The sequence below is a fragment of the Psychrobacter nivimaris genome, from assembly GCF_904846365.1.
Lineage (GTDB): Bacteria > Pseudomonadota > Gammaproteobacteria > Pseudomonadales > Moraxellaceae > Psychrobacter > Psychrobacter nivimaris_B.
This window is the reverse complement of sequence record NZ_CAJHAL010000008.1, coordinates 39511-55071: the sequence shown is the minus strand read 5'-3', so window position 1 is coordinate 55071 and position 15561 is coordinate 39511. Positions and strand designations below refer to the sequence as shown.

The window sequence follows — 15561 nt, the reverse complement described above, 5'->3', positions numbered from 1 at the left end:
GCGTACCCTATTGTTTACATCGATAAAAAACAAGTCAAGGATTGGGTTAAGACTTTGATCTCGTGATCTACCACATTGTCTGATATCTACAGTTAAGCGGGTGCTAAGCAGTTATTTTAGGAGGAAACCACCATGAGTGAAAACGTTCCAGCGAATACCGACTTACTGTATAGACTGCATGACCGTCCTACCCCCATTAAAGCTTTTTTAGGTGCTATACAGCACGTACTTGCAGCGTTTGTAGGTATCATCACACCCTCTCTTATCATAGGTGGCACATTAGGTTTAGGAGAGCATATCCCCTACCTTCTCAGTATGTCATTGATAGTATCTGGCGTCGCAACCTTTATTCAGACCCGTAAAGTAGGCCCTGTTGGCTCTGGTCTCATGGCGTTACAAGGTACCAGCTTTGGATTTTTGGCAGCGGTGCTGACAGCAGGTTTTGTGGTAAAAAACCGCGGTGGTGGTCCAGAAGAGATATTATCCGTTATTTTTGGCGTTTCATTTCTCGGTGCATTTGTTGAGATATTTTTGAGTCAGTTTATTACCAAACTCAAATCTTTTATGAGCCCTATTGTTACAGGCTGCGTGATTGTCACGATTGGTTTGTCATTAACCAAGGTAGGTCTGACTGACTTAGCAGGCGGGTTTGGTGCTGAAGATTTTGGTAGCATTCCGAACTTACTTTTGGGCGGTGGTGTGCTGGCAAGTGTCGTACTGATTAGCATCATCAATAATAAAGTCATTCGCTCAAGCGCCATCTTTATCGGTTTGATGCTTGGCCTTATCGCGGCCGTATTTATGGGACATATCGATTTCTCATTGGTTTCTGAAGCGGCTTTTTTTACGGTGCCGATCCCTTTTAAATATGGCTTTGGTTTTGATTGGCAAGCTTTTATTCCTATTGCCTTTATGTATATCATTACCAGTATCGAGACCTCAGGCGATTTGACGGCGACCTCAATGATATCAGGTGAACCGATCAAAGGCCCTCTCTATGAGAAACGCATCAAAGGCGGTGTACTAGGAGATGGTGTTAACTCTCTGATTGCGGCGATATTCAATACCTTCCCTGTGACAACCTTTAGCCAAAACAACGGTGTAATCCAGATGACGGGTATTGCCAGTCGCTATGTGGGTTTCTATGTGGGCGGCATTCTATGCCTGATGGGGCTATTCCCCGTCCTTGGTGCTATTTTTACCCAATTACCGAAGCCTGTTGTTGGCGGCGTCACGCTACTGATGTTTGCGACGGTAGCGACTGCTGGTATTCGTATCTTATCTACCGTGCAATTCACGTATCGTAATGTCTTAATCATTGCCACCTCACTGGGTCTGGCAACGGGTATCGCCTTTGTCCCTGATGTACTGTCACAAACGCCCCAGTTCTTTCAGAATATCTTTGGCTCAGCGGTAACGATGGCAGGGATTGTGGCCATCACCCTTGATATGATTTTACCTCAAAACTATGGCATCGAGTTTGATACCAAAGCACAGCATGCAAAAGACAAATTAGAACCAACGCAAGAAGTCGCTTAATGCTAAACACAAGCTAGGGCTGAACATATCGAAGTGTTTCGCCGTAAACGAGGTGCACAAAAAAATAGAAATAATCTGTGCACTTCGCTGATTAAGCACCTGACTTATTAAATAGGCACCCTGTCAAATAGGTACCTTGTCATTATTCAAGGCCACAGCCTTTTAAAATAAAAGGCACCAGAAAGTCTGCCGCACGTGCTTCATCTGCTGCGTCATACGCCGTCTTATCCATTAATCCAACGATTTCAATCTCGAATTCAGCATAACGTTGGGTAGTCGCCCAAATCAAAATCAGTAGTTGTAGAGGATCAGTAATCCCAATTTTGCCTTGCTTGTGCCACTCTTTCATTACCTGTGCTTTATCGTGTACCCACTCCTTCATCGTAGTGGACATAAATTCATGCAAATGCGGTGCGCCGCCGATAACTTCAATCGCAAACAATTTATGGCGACTTGGATTGACAAAGGCTTGATGTAGCTTGGTACGGACGAATTTTTCGATGACTGTTTTTGGGTCGCTATCTACTGTCATGGTTACCAAACCTTCGTTCCATTCTTGAATGATCGAACGCAGCACTGCCATGTAGAGATTCTTTTTGTTTTTAAAGTAGTAGTGAACATTGGCTTTAGGCAAGCCTGCTCTATCGGCAATACCCTGCATCGTAGCGCCGCGATAGCTTTGGAGCACAAACTCTTCTTCAGCTGCCGCTAAGATAAGCGCTTGGTTCTGTGCGCGAATGGCTTGTTGGCTACGGTGCGAGGGCGTATCAGTCACTGAGGTTTCTTCCTTTTGATTGTTTTGAGTCATAGCAGTGGTATCTCACTTTAAGAGACAGGTTCGACAAAATAGTCGCTATATTTCGCTGTGTATTCTTATATAAATACATAGATTTGATCAGCATAACCTGTTAAATAAAAATATTTCGCATAAAACAGTTGACCAATTAGTCAGGTTTTAGCAAAATGGGAACTGTAAATCAATCACGCCGTCATTAATCACTTCTTGCCAGACGTTTTGGACGGCTAAAATATCAGTGTTTCCTTAGCAAATCTGTTTCATATTGTCAGTTCACTATAGCTTGAAATTATGCAAAGCGTATATAAGCGCTAAAGGTCTGACTACGAACACACAGATTATCGAATTTTGATTTTAAGCGAATTAATATCTGCTAGCTTAATCAAATCATCCATGAAGCTGAAGCAACCGCTACTTATCAAAATTACTGCTTATACCTATAAGTTTATGCAAATAATCATAAGGTATAAACCTCTATCAAACATTTATCGCCCAATATAGATAACGGGCTGTCATATTAGAAAAGGATGTCATCGTGAGCTTAACCTTAGCGCAATTCAACGATTTATCACAAGAAGTCGCCATCGCCCAATTATTGACTTGTTGCACCAGTAAAAGCTGGGCCTATAAGCTTGCAGACGCCCGCCCTTTTGCAAACTTTGATGCACTGCTAGCAAGTAGCGACGCTATCTGGAACAAAGTGCAAAATGATGAGCCTAACTTATTAGAAGCGTTTGATGGGCATCCGCAAATCGGCAATGTGGCATCTCTAAAAGAAAAATATCGCAACACACAAAGTAGCGCCGCACACGAACAATCAGGCGCTAATGATGCAGCAGATGAAGTCCTCGAAGCACTTGCCAAAGGCAATCGCGACTATCTTGATAAATTTGGTTTTATTTTTATTGTCTTTGCGACCGGTAAAAGCGCGCAGCAAATGCTAGATCTGCTATTAGCGCGCTTGCCTAATGATCGCGCTACTGAACTGGCAAATGCAGCCACTGAACAAAATAAAATTACGCGTCTACGTTTAACTAAATTGCTAGGTAATGCTTCGACAAGCAAATAGTAGTCGCAGAGTTAGACTAGTATTTTTACCCGATTTATATTTCTCACAAATTTAAAGGAAGCATTATGTCTGCCACCCTATCATCACATATCTTAGACACTCATCTTGGCAAACCTGCCTCTGATGTCGCCGTTACCTTACACCGCGTACAAGACAATGGTGCCAGCGCATTACTAGCACATGGTACAACCAATAGTGATGGCCGTGTCACACCAGACGCTTGGCAGTTTGATACAGCCATCGATAGTACTGACCGTCAGCTAGATACCGGACGCTATACCGTAACGTTCGATACTCAGTCTTATTTTGATGCTCAGCAGCTGACAGCATTTTACCCGCAAGTAGTTATCGACTTTGTAGTAAACGATGCCAGTCATTATCACGTGCCGCTTCTGCTTAGTGCGCACGGTTATAGCACCTATCGCGGATCATAGCTTTGGCGTTGTTTAGCTCTCTGCTTTGTTATTAGTTTTCAAGAAATACTGCCAAAAAAAATTACCAAGACATATTATTAAGACACTGTCACATTAAAGGACATTTATTACATGGGCGCCTATCTTCTCGAATGGTTGAGTTTATTTTTCCGCTGGTTTCATGTTATCGCTGGGGTAGCATGGATTGGTGCATCGTTTTATTTTGTGTGGCTGGATCTAAGTCTACGAAAACCACCACAGTGGAAAACAGACAAAGGCATCTCAGGCGACCTTTGGGCGGTACATGGTGGTGGATTTTATGAGATTGCCAAATACAAACTCGAACCAGAGGAGATGCCAAAGACGCTACACTGGTTTAAGTGGGAAGCTTATACTACTTGGCTGACGGGTGCGGCGATGATGTCGATCGTCTATTATGCCAATGCAACTGCCTATCTGATCGATCCAAGCAAAGTGCCTTTTACCAGTATCGGTGCCATTGCGACAAGCTTGCTGTTTTTATTTGGTAGTTACTTCATTTATGAAGTCATTGTGCGCAGTCATTTGGGTAAAAACGCCTTTATCTTTAGTACCCTGATTTTTATTTTACTGGTCATCGCGAGCTGGGGCTCTTATCAGCTGTTTAGTGATCGCGCCTCATTCATTCATATCGGGGCGATTTTGGGCACGGTGATGGTCGGTAACGTATTCTTCGGTATTATGCCAGCGCAGCGAGCGCTCGTAGACTGTGTGCGGCGCGGCGAAAAACCGGGCAAAGAAGTCGCTGAATTGGCACTGCAAGCCAAAAACCGCTCACTGATGAATAACTACTTTACCCTGCCGCTCATCTTTACCATGATTAGCAACCACTATCCGATGATGTATGCTCATGAGAAAGGTTGGTTGGTCTTGGTGTTTGTTGGCGTTATCACTGCAACGGCACGTCATTACTTTAACCAGAAGCATTTGGGTCATAAAAAACCACGCTACTTGGTTGTTCCAGCGATACTGACAGTATTATTGATTATCTGGATGCGACCTGAACCGATTGAGCCAGTGCCTGCAATGCCTGCTACTACTTCAGTAGCACCTACGACAACTGATAGCACGCCGCCAGCTACAAGCGCGACTACTAACTCAAGCACTGATGCTGTTGCTAACGCTAATACCAATTCTAATAGTAATGCTACTAATAGCGTTAACAATGATGCCGCTATTGCTGAAGCCGTACCAGTGAGCGCGTCAGCAGATGACGCTATGATGGATGTCGTGCATACACGCTGCAGTACTTGTCATGCTGTGCAACCAACACAACAAGGCTTTGCCGCTCCTCCAGCAGGTATCATTTTGCAGACGCCAGAAGATTTAAAAATACATAAAGCTAAAATCGTCACTGCGGTACAAACTGGCTATATGCCGCTTGGTAATATTACTCAGCTGACAGATGCCGAGCGCCAACAGCTTGTGGCCTATGCATCATCACTTTAATTTTTGATAAAAAATAACTGTCCTTTACGAGCAACATTTTAATAAACATTTAAGGCTCTAAGCGATATAGGAATATAGATAATGAGCAAAAAAATTACCAGTGACTTTGATCTGAGCACATATCCGCGCGACCTAAAAGGCTATGCTGGCAATCCACCAAAAGCAAACTGGCCAGGCGGCGCAAAAATCGCCGTACAGTTTGTATTAAACATCGAAGAAGGTGCAGAAAATAGCGTCATCCATGGCGATGGTCAATCAGAGCGTTTTTTGTCTGATATTTTGGGCACACCAGAATTTAACAACCGTCACCAGTCTATTGAATCTGCATTCGAATACGGTAGCCGTGTCGGCGTGTGGCGTGTATTAGATGTTTTTAAAGAGTACGGTATTCCTATCACCACGTTTACCTGTGCAGCCGCTGCTGAAAAAACACCGCATATTATCGAGCGTGTATTAGAAGATGGTCATGAGATTGCCAGTCATGGTCTACGCTGGATCACTTATCAGGATATGTACCGTGAGACGGAGCGTGAACACATTCGCTGTGCCACCCAGATATTTAAACGTATGCTCGGTGGTCAACCTCTCGGCTGGTATACAGGACGCGATAGTCCAAATACTCGTGAACTGGTCGCTGAACAAGGTGGCTATACCTATGACTCTGACTCGTACGGTGATGAGTTACCATATTGGCTCAATGTAAAGGTCCAAGATGGCAATCTGCTCACGCGCAAGCCGCACTTGGTCATACCTTATAGCCTCGAGACCAATGACATGCGTTTTTCTTCTAGCCCAGGATTCACCCATGCTGAACCATTTTATCAATATCTAAAAGACAGCTTTGACACCTTATACGAAGAAGGCGCACATACCCCTAAAATGCTGACCATTGGCTTGCATTGCCGCATTATTGGGCGTGCAGGACGCATCAAAGCACTAAAGCAGTTTTTGCAATATATCACCAATAAGCCCGACGTATGGATATGCCGCCGTGATGATATCGCTAAACACTGGTACGAAAACCATCCTGCTACGTCAGACAACACTGCTAACTGGATGTAAGCTTAGGCTATCGTCATAGCACTCGTTCTGCTTAGCTAAGCGCGTACGAATTGGCATAGATTAATATATAAAATAAGCCATACGTTATTAATAAACACCATTATTAAAAAAGGAATCACTGTGAGTCAAAACACTTCAGAAGTTGGACAAATTATCTCCGCAAACAACCTACCTGATACCCTGCCAGCATTTACCAAAAAATCAAATGTCGCTGACAGTCGATTGGGGGCAAAATCACTATTCGCCACCGACGATTTCTTTGCGGATAAAAGCCGTATTCTAAATCCTGATGCGCCTATCTTTGTCGTGGGTAAATTCGATAACAACGGTAAATGGATGGACGGCTGGGAAACACGTCGTAAACGCCACTTGGGTTACGATTATTTAGTTATCCAACTTGCTCGCCCAACCAAAATAGCTGGTCTAGATATTGATACCAGTCACTTCACGGGTAACTTCCCATCTTCCGCCAGTGTCGATGCTTTATACGCGCCAGAGCTACTGCAGCAAGATGAAACTGAACTTACCCGTCTAAGTAAAGAAGACTGGGACAATAAAAATTGGCAGGCACTAGTGGGTATGACCCCGTTGCAAGGTCACAACCATGAGCTTATCGAGATTGATCATGGGCAAACGGTAACCCATATTCGTTTAAACATCTATCCAGATGGCGGCGTTGCCCGACTACGTGTCTATGGTGATATCCAACTTGATGCCAGCCTAAATACACAAGGCGAGACACTTGACTTAGCGGGCGCATTAAATGGTGGTCGTGCCATTGCTAGTAACGATGCGCATTTTGGTGCTGCTAGTAATTTACTACTACCAACTAAAGCGCCTAATATGGGTGATGGTTGGGAGACTCGTCGTCGCCGTGAGCCAGGCAATGACTGGTGCATCATTGCGCTAGGTCAAGCAGGTATCGTTGATTCCATCGAGATAGATACTGCCCACTTTAAAGGCAATTACCCTGATAAGGTCTCGATCCAAGCCGTCTACTCACCAAATACACCAGAGCAAACTTTAGTGACTCAGAGTATGTTTTGGGATACCTTGCTTGAGCCGCAAAAAACCAATGCTGACGACGTTCATCACTTTGGTAAAGACAAGCTTCAGATAGACCAGCCTATCACGCATATTCGGGTCAATATCTTCCCAGATGGTGGTATCAGCCGTGTACGCGTGTATGGCAAGATTGCTGAGACTGAGACTAATACTGATACTGGTGCTGGTGCTGGTGCTGACAGTAAAGAGGCAAAATAATGAGTGTCACACTATCGGCTAAGCCTTTGACTAAGGCAAACTTTGCCCCCTATGGTTCGGTCATCGAGCTCTATAATATTGATGAGCAAACCGCTGACAATACTTATGAGATCAATAATGGCTATGCGGTTCGTCATCATGCACTTGCCGAAAGTAAACTAGACGGTGGCTCAGTTGGTATGAGTATCTTTCGGGCCAAGAAACGTGAGAACCCGATTGCACTCTCAGTCATGGAATACCATCCGCTTGGAACACAGGCGTTTGTATCTATGGAAGGCCAAGATTATATTGTCGTCGTCGCCCAAGCTGGTAACCCTCCACAGTCGCCTGATGACTTAGTGGTGTTTTATGCAAAATCTCACCAAGGTGTACAGTACGACGCTAATGTCTGGCATCACCCTCTACTCGCGCTTGGTCGTGACAGTGATTTCTTAGTTATTGATCGTATCAATGGCGAGGGTAATAACTGTTATGAGATTGATATCACGGATTGGCATGTGTTTATTGAGTTAAAAGGCGAATGCAACTAAGCTGTCATTAAGCACAAATCAATTTGATAAAAGCCCTGTTTATGTTTAACATAAACAGGGCTTTTTCTTTATTCATATTTTTCGCTAATTTATTAAGCAGTTGATTTACGATAACGACTCACGCCTGCGATTACCGTCTGATCAATTACTCTATCATCGCCTAGCATCATTAGCACAAACAACTGTTCTTCCAGTGTCTTGGTCTGCGCCATACGTCGCTCAAGCAATTCCGTTGCACCCATATCGATGACCACAAAATCCGCTTCTTTATTTGGCATAAAGTTACCAATTTTATTATCCAATAATAGCGACTGGGCATTACCCAAAGTAATTTGGTATAGCCCTTGATGAGCGGATAACTGATTGCTTTGTAGTTGTTGGATTTTGTACGCTTCTGACAGAGTCGTCAGCATCGATAGACTTGTCCCTGCTCCAACGTCAGTGGCGATACTGACACCGGTATAACTTAACGTTTTGGGTAAATCGAACAATCCACTACCCAGAAAAAGATTGGACGTCGGACAGTGTGATATCTGTGTACCAGTCGCACGCAGACGCTCATACTCAGATATTTCAAGGTGAACACCATGTGCCAAGGTTGTGCGTCGACCCAGTAATCCCATCGTATCATAGACATCGAGATAGCCTTTATGATCGGGATACAATTGTTTTACAAAGGCAATCTCATCATGATTTTCTGCTAGATGCGTCTGCAGATAAACACTCTCGTAACTGGCATATAACTCACCTGCCAGAAGTAATTGTTTAGGGCTCGACGTAATCGCAAAGCGTGGCGTGATTGCCACATGCTGACGTCCGCGCTCATGCCAGTTATCAATGATGTTCTGGGTATCTCGAATGCCTTTCTCAGCAGGCACACACAAATTATCAGGCGCATTTTGATCCATCAAGACATTACCCGTGATCATGCGGGTGTTAAGCTTGTGACTTTCCGTAAAAAATGCGCTCACTGATTCAGGGTGACTGGTAGAAAATACCATGGCGCTCGTTGTACCATTGGCCAGCAGCTGATTTAAAAAGAACTGCGCTGTGTCATGTGCTACTTTTGGATCGCCAAAATTGGCCTCGGTGACGAAAGTATAATTATTAAGCCAATCAAGTAATTGCTCACCGTAAGCAGCAATCATATCTATTTGCGGATAATGTACATGAGTGTCAATAAAGCCTGGCATGATAAGCTTATCACTATAGTCATGCACCTTGACTACTAACTGTCCTGCTTGCTCAGAGGTATTAGTATATTTCGCTAATATTGTCTCATTATGCCCATACTCTACAATGCACCCTGTCACGCTATCTACGACAAGCGCACCATCAGCGATATATTCAGGATAAACCTGTACACCTTCAATCACTGGTAGCAACGTAATGTCTCGTTCCACAGCTAATGTCTGTGAATGATCAGAGGTTGTACGCTCAGTACGATCGCTTTCGGTCAAGTAGTGCAGCAGTCGAGCTTGATAAATATGTAGGGTCATTCGTAGATCTCACAATGGCTTGGTAGTCCTGAGCGTTTTGATAAATAGTACTGAGCGCTTTAATAATTTGATAAAAAGTATAAAAGTTATATGGAGTGAACCGTTCAAGGAGTAGCCTGATGATACTGCTGCAACAGTTGTGCCACGATAGCAACTGCCACTGCCATCGGCTCTTTTCCGCCAATTTGCAATCCAATTGGCATGACCAACTGATTGACCAGTTGCTCACTGTAGCCACGCTGAATCAAACGATCTCTAAAACGCTTGGCTTTGGTTGCCGAGGCAATGCAGCCTATGTAAGGTGCTGAAATATCTGAGCGTTTATCATGAGGTGAGCTAGTGTCAGAAATAGTATCTAATGCCGCCCGTACTAACTCAAAATCAACACTATGGTCATGAGTCATAACCAGAATAAAACGCTGACCACCCTGCTCGATAAATGGGCGCACAAAATCTACAGGCTCATCATCGATATGCGGACGGATATGCGCTGGTAAGTTATAAAGTGTGGATTGATTAGTAGTAGATTCATCAAATAAGTAACGCTTAAACATCTCTGGGCGACTGTCCACCCAATCTACCTGACAAGGTAGCTCAGCGAGTATGGTCATTAGCGCTGATGCCACATGTCCTGCACCTAACACTAGTACTGACATCGGTGGCGTTACATTGAAGCATTCGAACATAACGGTGACGCTACCACCGCAACACTGTGCCAATTTCGCACCTAGCGGATAATGCTTAGTATAGACAGAATCACGGCGCACCGCTTTAGAAGGTGCTGACGTACTATCATTATCAATTGCAGAAACTTTTGGTTTGACTTCTTTTGATACCGTTGCCGCTATTTCACCATTCAATAGCTGCCGTGCCGTATTGATAACGTCATGTTCTAGACCGCCGCCGCCTAGCGTATCTACGATACTGTCCTGCGCGACGATCATCTTTGCCTGTAGCGCTCGAGGAGCAGATCCATTTACAGCCACGACTGTCGCTAACACATGAGCGATGCCGCGCTGCTGATATCGCGCTAGACCTTCATACCAGACGACTGGCGGTGCTAGCGACTCATTCACTGTGTGCAGGACCTCTTGCCCCTGCTACATTTGGATGCTCTATCGCATTAGGCTGGTCATCAGTTTGTTTCCCTTTAACTTCTTTTGGATCGATGTCTTTGGCATGACGTACGTCTTGTGGCATTGCTTTTTCATTGTAAAGGTCACTGTTCTCTTCTGCGCCTTTTACTAAACTATCAACCGTATCTGTATCTGCTTTAGTTGTTAAATCCCACGACGTGCCTTGCATGCGCATCACTGCTTTTAAGACCGCTTCTGGCGTCGCAGGCATGGTCAGCTCTGGATTCTTTTTATAATCACCAAGGCTCGCGACCGCATTATTGAGGGCACACCAAACACTGGCTGCCAACATAAACGGCGGCTCGCCAACGGCTTTAGAGTTATAAATCGTTTGTTCTTCGTTTTTGCGATCGTACAATTTGACATTCCACTGCTTAGGCAAGTCATGCGCGGTTGGGATTTTATAATTAGCAGGACTATCAGATGCGAGCTTACCTTTATCATTCCAGATCAGCTCTTCTGCCGTGAGCCAACCCATACCTTGCACAAAACCCCCTTCAATCTGACCAATGTCAATGGCAGGGTTGATCGATTGTCCTGCATCATGCAGCACATCACAGCGTAGTACTTTGTACTCACCTGTCAACGTATCAATCTCAACCTCAGCGCAGGCAGCGCCTAAGGCAAAGTAGAAGAACGGACGTCCCCATGCTTTAGAGCGATCATAAAATATCTTAGGCGTTTTATAGTAGCCAGTAGACGACAAGCTGATACGGTTCTGGTACGACAGTTGAATCATTTCAGCAAAAGTCAGTGTTTCTTTATCGCCAATATAGACATGGTTCTTTTCAAAACGTATGTCTTCTTGCGCTACGTCGAAATGCTCAGCGGCAAATTCAAGTATGCGAGCTTTAATGCTTAGACAAGCGTTCTGTGCTGCCTTACCATTAATATCGGTACCTGATGACGCAGCTGTTGGTGATGTATTAGGCACTTTATCCGTACGTGTCGCTGACACCTTAACCGTGTCCAGATCAACATCAAATTCATTGGCAACAATCTGGGCAATTTTAATATATAAACCCTGCCCCATCTCCGTACCACCATGATTGAGGTGGATACTGCCATCAGTATAAATATGTACCAATGCACCTGCCTGATTTAGTGTTTGCACCGTAAATGAAATACCGAATTTTACTGGCGTTAGAGCAAGCCCTAAGCGTTTATCACTGCTTTCAGCGGCAGCTTTTTGGTTTGCTTCTAGGATTTGCTGACGACGATTGTCATAATCGCAATCGGTTGCCAGTTTGGTCATGATGGTCGCTAAATCAAAATGCTCAATCGTCTGACCGTAATGGGTACTTTGACCATCTTGATATAAGTTTGCCAAACGCACTTGCAATGGATCTTGCCCCAGCGTATAGGCAATATGATCCATCATATATTCAGCAGTCATCAGACCTTGCGGACCACCAAATCCTCGATAGGCAGTATTGGATACCGTATGCGTTTTGCAGCGATGCCCTGCCACATGAGCAGCTGGGTAATAATAGGCGTTATCACAATGGAACATCGCTCTATCAACGATGGCATCAGACAAATCTGGCGCGTAACCACACAAACCAGCCAGTTGCATATCGACGCCCAATATACGACCAGACTCGTCTAAACCAACTTCGTAACGGTTGGCAAACTCATGACGCTTACCCGTCACCACCATGTCATCTTGGCGATCTAGACGCATACTGACAGGGACATTATGGCGTTTGGCGATGATACCGCACAGACATGCCCATGCAGCGGCTTGCGTTTCTTTACCACCAAACCCGCCACCCATACGGCGTACGACTGTATTTACCGCATGAAATGGCAAATCCGTCACTTCGGCGACCAACTGCTGTACTTCGCTTGGATGCTGTGACGACGTGTATACTTCTAGCCCACCATCGTCACAAGGCACGACATAAGATACTTGGCCTTCGAGATAAAAGTGCTCTTGCCCGCGCATATGAATATGACCTTCAATGCGAATCGGTGAGTTATCAAGTGCAGTCGCCGCGTCACCACGCTTCATAAAATGACTCGGACGCACAAATAACTCTTGCTCTAACGCTTTATCTATACTAAGTACCGCTGGCAATGGCTCATATTCTACCACTGCCTTAGTAGCCGCTTTTTTGGCAGCGCGATGACTGGTAGCCACCACTACAAACAGTGTCTGACCAACATACTCTGTGATGTCATCCACCATCAATGGCTCGCCGTCGAACACCGCACCGATATCGGTCTGCGCCGGTAAGTCTTTAAAACTTAAGACATCTACCACCCCATCCGCATCTCTGACAGCGCTCAAATCCATACTTAATACACGTGCGTGAGCGTGGCTGCTTTTACCTACTGCTAGATGTAGCGTGCCTTGCGGTTTTGCAATATCATCCACATAAGTCGCCGTCCCCATGACATGGCTAATCGCACTATCATGCTTAGCCGAGGTGCCAATTTTGTTTTTTGGCGGACGCACGCGGCGGATACTATAACTGTCAAATAAGGACGAATGATGGCTCATGGCGGATCTCTTTTATTAGGACGCTTTAATTAATGCTCTTTTGTTCTTGGCAAATATAACGATAAGGCGGTATTACCAAACAACAACTCTGCTAATTAAGCAGTCTCGGTCTGTCTACCTGCTACCAATTGCTTACCGCACTTCACCAGTAGACGCTGTACCACATGTGAGCGATATTCACGGCTAGCTCTAACATCAGTCATAGGCGTAACGTCTGCAGACAAGACTTGTGCTGCTTGCTCAAAACTCGCAACTTCAGCAGCTTGCCCAATGAGCGCTTGCTGACAGGTTGTGGCTAATAACGGTATGGCAGCCATGCCACCAAGTCCAATCTTAGCATTCTCTATCTTCATACCATCTGCCGACACATCAATTCGCGCCGCTAGTAAACACGCAGAAATATCATCTTCATAGCGTTTGCTAATTTTATGAATAAATAAGTGCTGATTGTCATGCATCAGAGGAATATGGATAGCAACTACGTAACTGCCTGCTTGCAGTTTGGTCTTTTTATAATCTAAGAAAAATTCTGATAACAGTATGATTTCATCCGTATAAATCGAATCGCTATTATCTAAATTTTCACCTGATTCTTTACGATTAGGCGCACAATAACGCAGCTGAATTGACGCATCTAATGCTAATAAAATCGGTGGCAAGTCACCAATCGGCGATGCGTTGGCTATATTGCCGCCGATGGTGCCCATATTACGAATTTGCGGAGAAGCAATACGCTCAAATACTTGCGCAAAACTTGGAAAATACTGCTCAAGCACAGGCAACATCTGCTGATAGCTCATGCCAGCACCTAATACTAGTGATTGGTTAGAAGCTTGCTCGTTATCCGACTCTTCATTGCTTGAGTCAGACTTTGCGTCAAGTAATGACCATGACTTTAGTGCCTCGACAGCTGAAAGCTGGATAATCACCTCATGATCGACTAAGTGCTGCGTTACGCTCAATCCTAAATCCGTACCACCTGCCCAAATCGTAGCCTGCGGATAGGCCACTAATACTTGATTAAGCTCATCTAGTGACTTGGGCATATATAACTGTCGCCCAGCATCACTGATTGCAGGGGCAATCGCTTTCGACTCTGCATTGTTTAATTTAGTTTCAGCTGGCACATGTTCAGAGACTATCGACTCTTTTGTACTTGCCATAGCATCTGTTGCTAGACTGATCGTCAGGTCTTTCACCGCTGAATGCTCCGCCTCTCTCTGCTGACCGATATCGCTCATCAATAGGCCTGCCTCGATAATCGGTCGATAGCCTGTACAGCGACATAGGTTGCCAGATATTGAAGCAACCACTTCATCGTAACTTAATTGCTTGGTATCCTTCTGACTTGCTGCTTCTTGACTTGTCTGCATACGATTGTTTTCGTAAACACAAGCCAGCGACATCACAAACCCAGGCGTGCAAAAACCGCACTGCGACCCGTGACATTCAACCATCGCTTGCTGCGCTGGATGCAGCAGAGCACGTTCTGGATGATGCTCAGGATTATCTGCCAAATAAGAAGCCGTCATCAGATGATGACCATCCATGAGCGACACTAGCGTAATGCAGGAGTTGATCGTATAGAACGGTGGCGTAGCATTTTTTTCGTCGCCATTTTCATCATTAAGCGCTGGCTGGCTAGCGTTAGGCAGGCGCTGAACCATCACAGTACAGGCACCGCAATCACCACTACCACAGCCTTCCTTCGTATCCGTCTGGCCTTCATGCAATCGTAGATACTCAAGCACCGTCGTATTAGGGTTAAGCTGGGTTAGCTCGTGGCGTTTCCCATTTAAGTAAAAACTAATCATAGCAAGACTCGGCTAAAATAAAATAATGAACATAAGCATAAGGCTTAAGGAGTTTGACGGCTTAAATGCTGAACGTAAGCACTTGGTTTACATCATGCTGCAACCTTTTAAGTACGGTTATTCTGTTTTATTTGCTAATACATTCTTAAGAGATAAAAAAATCAGCACAGCGCACTTTTTATATCAGGTAAATCGGTTGCAAATATCAGCAAGCATCGAACAATTTTGTTAGAAAACTCGTACTATAGGATACTTGACTATTTGGTCAGCTTTCAACATATTATCACTATTCTTATTTATAACACAACCCGTTAAAATGCCTATAGATACTATCGAACAGTTGGCAAATAATTGGTGAATAACTTAAATCTAAGGGAATATCTATACGGTTTGTAGATTTTATTCATTACTCAGCCACTCAAAACCAGACACTGTTTTTATAAATA

At 44.5% G+C, this 15561-nt stretch carries 12 protein-coding genes; 7 read left to right on the top strand and 5 right to left on the bottom strand.

The genetic code is table 11. From position 1 onward, the window contains the following. Positions 1-132: 132 nt before the first annotated feature. Complete coding sequence (locus tag JMX63_RS05305; RefSeq protein WP_201571408.1) at positions 133-1539, top strand: nucleobase:cation symporter-2 family protein; 1407 nt, start codon at positions 133-135, stop codon at positions 1537-1539. A gap of 142 nt (positions 1540-1681) precedes the next feature. Here JMX63_RS05305 and JMX63_RS05300 read toward each other — a convergent pair whose 3' ends face one another. Continuing rightward, the gene (locus JMX63_RS05300; protein ID WP_057759606.1) at positions 1682-2347 is read right to left on the bottom strand and encodes a TetR family transcriptional regulator C-terminal domain-containing protein; all 666 of its coding nucleotides are present in this window, start codon (positions 2345-2347) and stop codon (positions 1682-1684) included. 523 nt (positions 2348-2870) lie between these two features. On the opposite strand from JMX63_RS05300, the gene uraD reads away from it, so the two are divergent. The 6 genes from uraD to JMX63_RS05270 all read left to right on the top strand — a co-directional run bounded on the left by uraD (position 2871) and on the right by JMX63_RS05270 (position 8160). Beyond that, positions 2871-3404: a 2-oxo-4-hydroxy-4-carboxy-5-ureidoimidazoline decarboxylase gene (uraD, locus tag JMX63_RS05295; RefSeq protein WP_201571406.1), complete on the top strand. Its 534-nt coding sequence runs from the start codon at positions 2871-2873 to the stop codon at positions 3402-3404. A 65-nt stretch (positions 3405-3469) separates the two neighbouring features. Further along, positions 3470-3838 (top strand): hydroxyisourate hydrolase, encoded by a 369-nt coding sequence (uraH, locus tag JMX63_RS05290; protein WP_201571404.1) that lies wholly within the window; start codon positions 3470-3472, stop codon positions 3836-3838. Positions 3839-3949: 111 nt separating this feature from the next. Beyond that, on the top strand, positions 3950-5305 hold the full coding sequence (locus JMX63_RS05285; protein ID WP_201571394.1) for a urate hydroxylase PuuD: 1356 nt from the start codon (positions 3950-3952) through the stop codon (positions 5303-5305). Between the two features lie 81 nt (positions 5306-5386). After that, positions 5387-6367: an allantoinase PuuE gene (gene puuE / locus JMX63_RS05280; RefSeq protein WP_201571393.1), complete on the top strand. Its 981-nt coding sequence runs from the start codon at positions 5387-5389 to the stop codon at positions 6365-6367. A gap of 120 nt (positions 6368-6487) precedes the next feature. Next, positions 6488-7630 carry an allantoicase gene (gene alc / locus JMX63_RS05275; RefSeq protein WP_201571389.1) on the top strand — a complete coding sequence of 381 codons (1143 nt, stop codon included), beginning with the start codon at positions 6488-6490 and terminating at the stop codon, positions 7628-7630. After that, positions 7630-8160, top strand: coding sequence for an ureidoglycolate lyase (locus JMX63_RS05270; protein WP_201571388.1), 531 nt, complete (start codon positions 7630-7632; stop codon positions 8158-8160). The genes alc and JMX63_RS05270 overlap by 1 nt, the downstream gene beginning before the upstream one ends. Before the next feature lie 92 nt (positions 8161-8252). On the opposite strand, the gene guaD is transcribed toward JMX63_RS05270, so the two are convergent. The 4 genes from guaD to JMX63_RS05250 all read right to left on the bottom strand — a co-directional run bounded on the left by guaD (position 8253) and on the right by JMX63_RS05250 (position 15115). After that, a complete protein-coding gene (guaD, locus tag JMX63_RS05265) occupies positions 8253-9659 on the bottom strand; it encodes a guanine deaminase (protein WP_201571387.1) in 1407 nt (468 codons plus the stop codon). A gap of 104 nt (positions 9660-9763) precedes the next feature. Then, positions 9764-10735: an XdhC family protein gene (locus JMX63_RS05260; protein WP_201571386.1), complete on the bottom strand. Its 972-nt coding sequence runs from the start codon at positions 10733-10735 to the stop codon at positions 9764-9766. Beyond that, the gene (gene xdhB / locus JMX63_RS05255; protein ID WP_201571384.1) at positions 10728-13301 is read right to left on the bottom strand and encodes a xanthine dehydrogenase molybdopterin binding subunit; all 2574 of its coding nucleotides are present in this window, start codon (positions 13299-13301) and stop codon (positions 10728-10730) included. The genes JMX63_RS05260 and xdhB overlap by 8 nt, the downstream gene beginning before the upstream one ends. 95 nt (positions 13302-13396) lie before the next feature. Next, positions 13397-15115 carry a xanthine dehydrogenase small subunit gene (locus JMX63_RS05250; protein WP_201571383.1) on the bottom strand — a complete coding sequence of 573 codons (1719 nt, stop codon included), beginning with the start codon at positions 15113-15115 and terminating at the stop codon, positions 13397-13399. Between the last annotated feature and the right edge of the window lie 446 nt (positions 15116-15561).

Coding starts and splice junctions, on each gene's coding strand:
- uraH (WP_201571404.1), top strand. CDS start 3,470: ATGTCTGCCACCCTATCATCACATATCTTAGACACTCATCTTGGCAAA.
- JMX63_RS05285 (WP_201571394.1), top strand. CDS start 3,950: ATGGGCGCCTATCTTCTCGAATGGTTGAGTTTATTTTTCCGCTGGTTT.
- JMX63_RS05250 (WP_201571383.1), bottom strand. CDS start 15,115: ATGATTAGTTTTTACTTAAATGGGAAACGCCACGAGCTAACCCAGCTT.
- JMX63_RS05305 (WP_201571408.1), top strand. CDS start 133: ATGAGTGAAAACGTTCCAGCGAATACCGACTTACTGTATAGACTGCAT.
- puuE (WP_201571393.1), top strand. CDS start 5,387: ATGAGCAAAAAAATTACCAGTGACTTTGATCTGAGCACATATCCGCGC.
- JMX63_RS05300 (WP_057759606.1), bottom strand. CDS start 2,347: ATGACTCAAAACAATCAAAAGGAAGAAACCTCAGTGACTGATACGCCC.
- JMX63_RS05270 (WP_201571388.1), top strand. CDS start 7,630: ATGAGTGTCACACTATCGGCTAAGCCTTTGACTAAGGCAAACTTTGCC.
- xdhB (WP_201571384.1), bottom strand. CDS start 13,301: ATGAGCCATCATTCGTCCTTATTTGACAGTTATAGTATCCGCCGCGTG.
- guaD (WP_201571387.1), bottom strand. CDS start 9,659: ATGACCCTACATATTTATCAAGCTCGACTGCTGCACTACTTGACCGAA.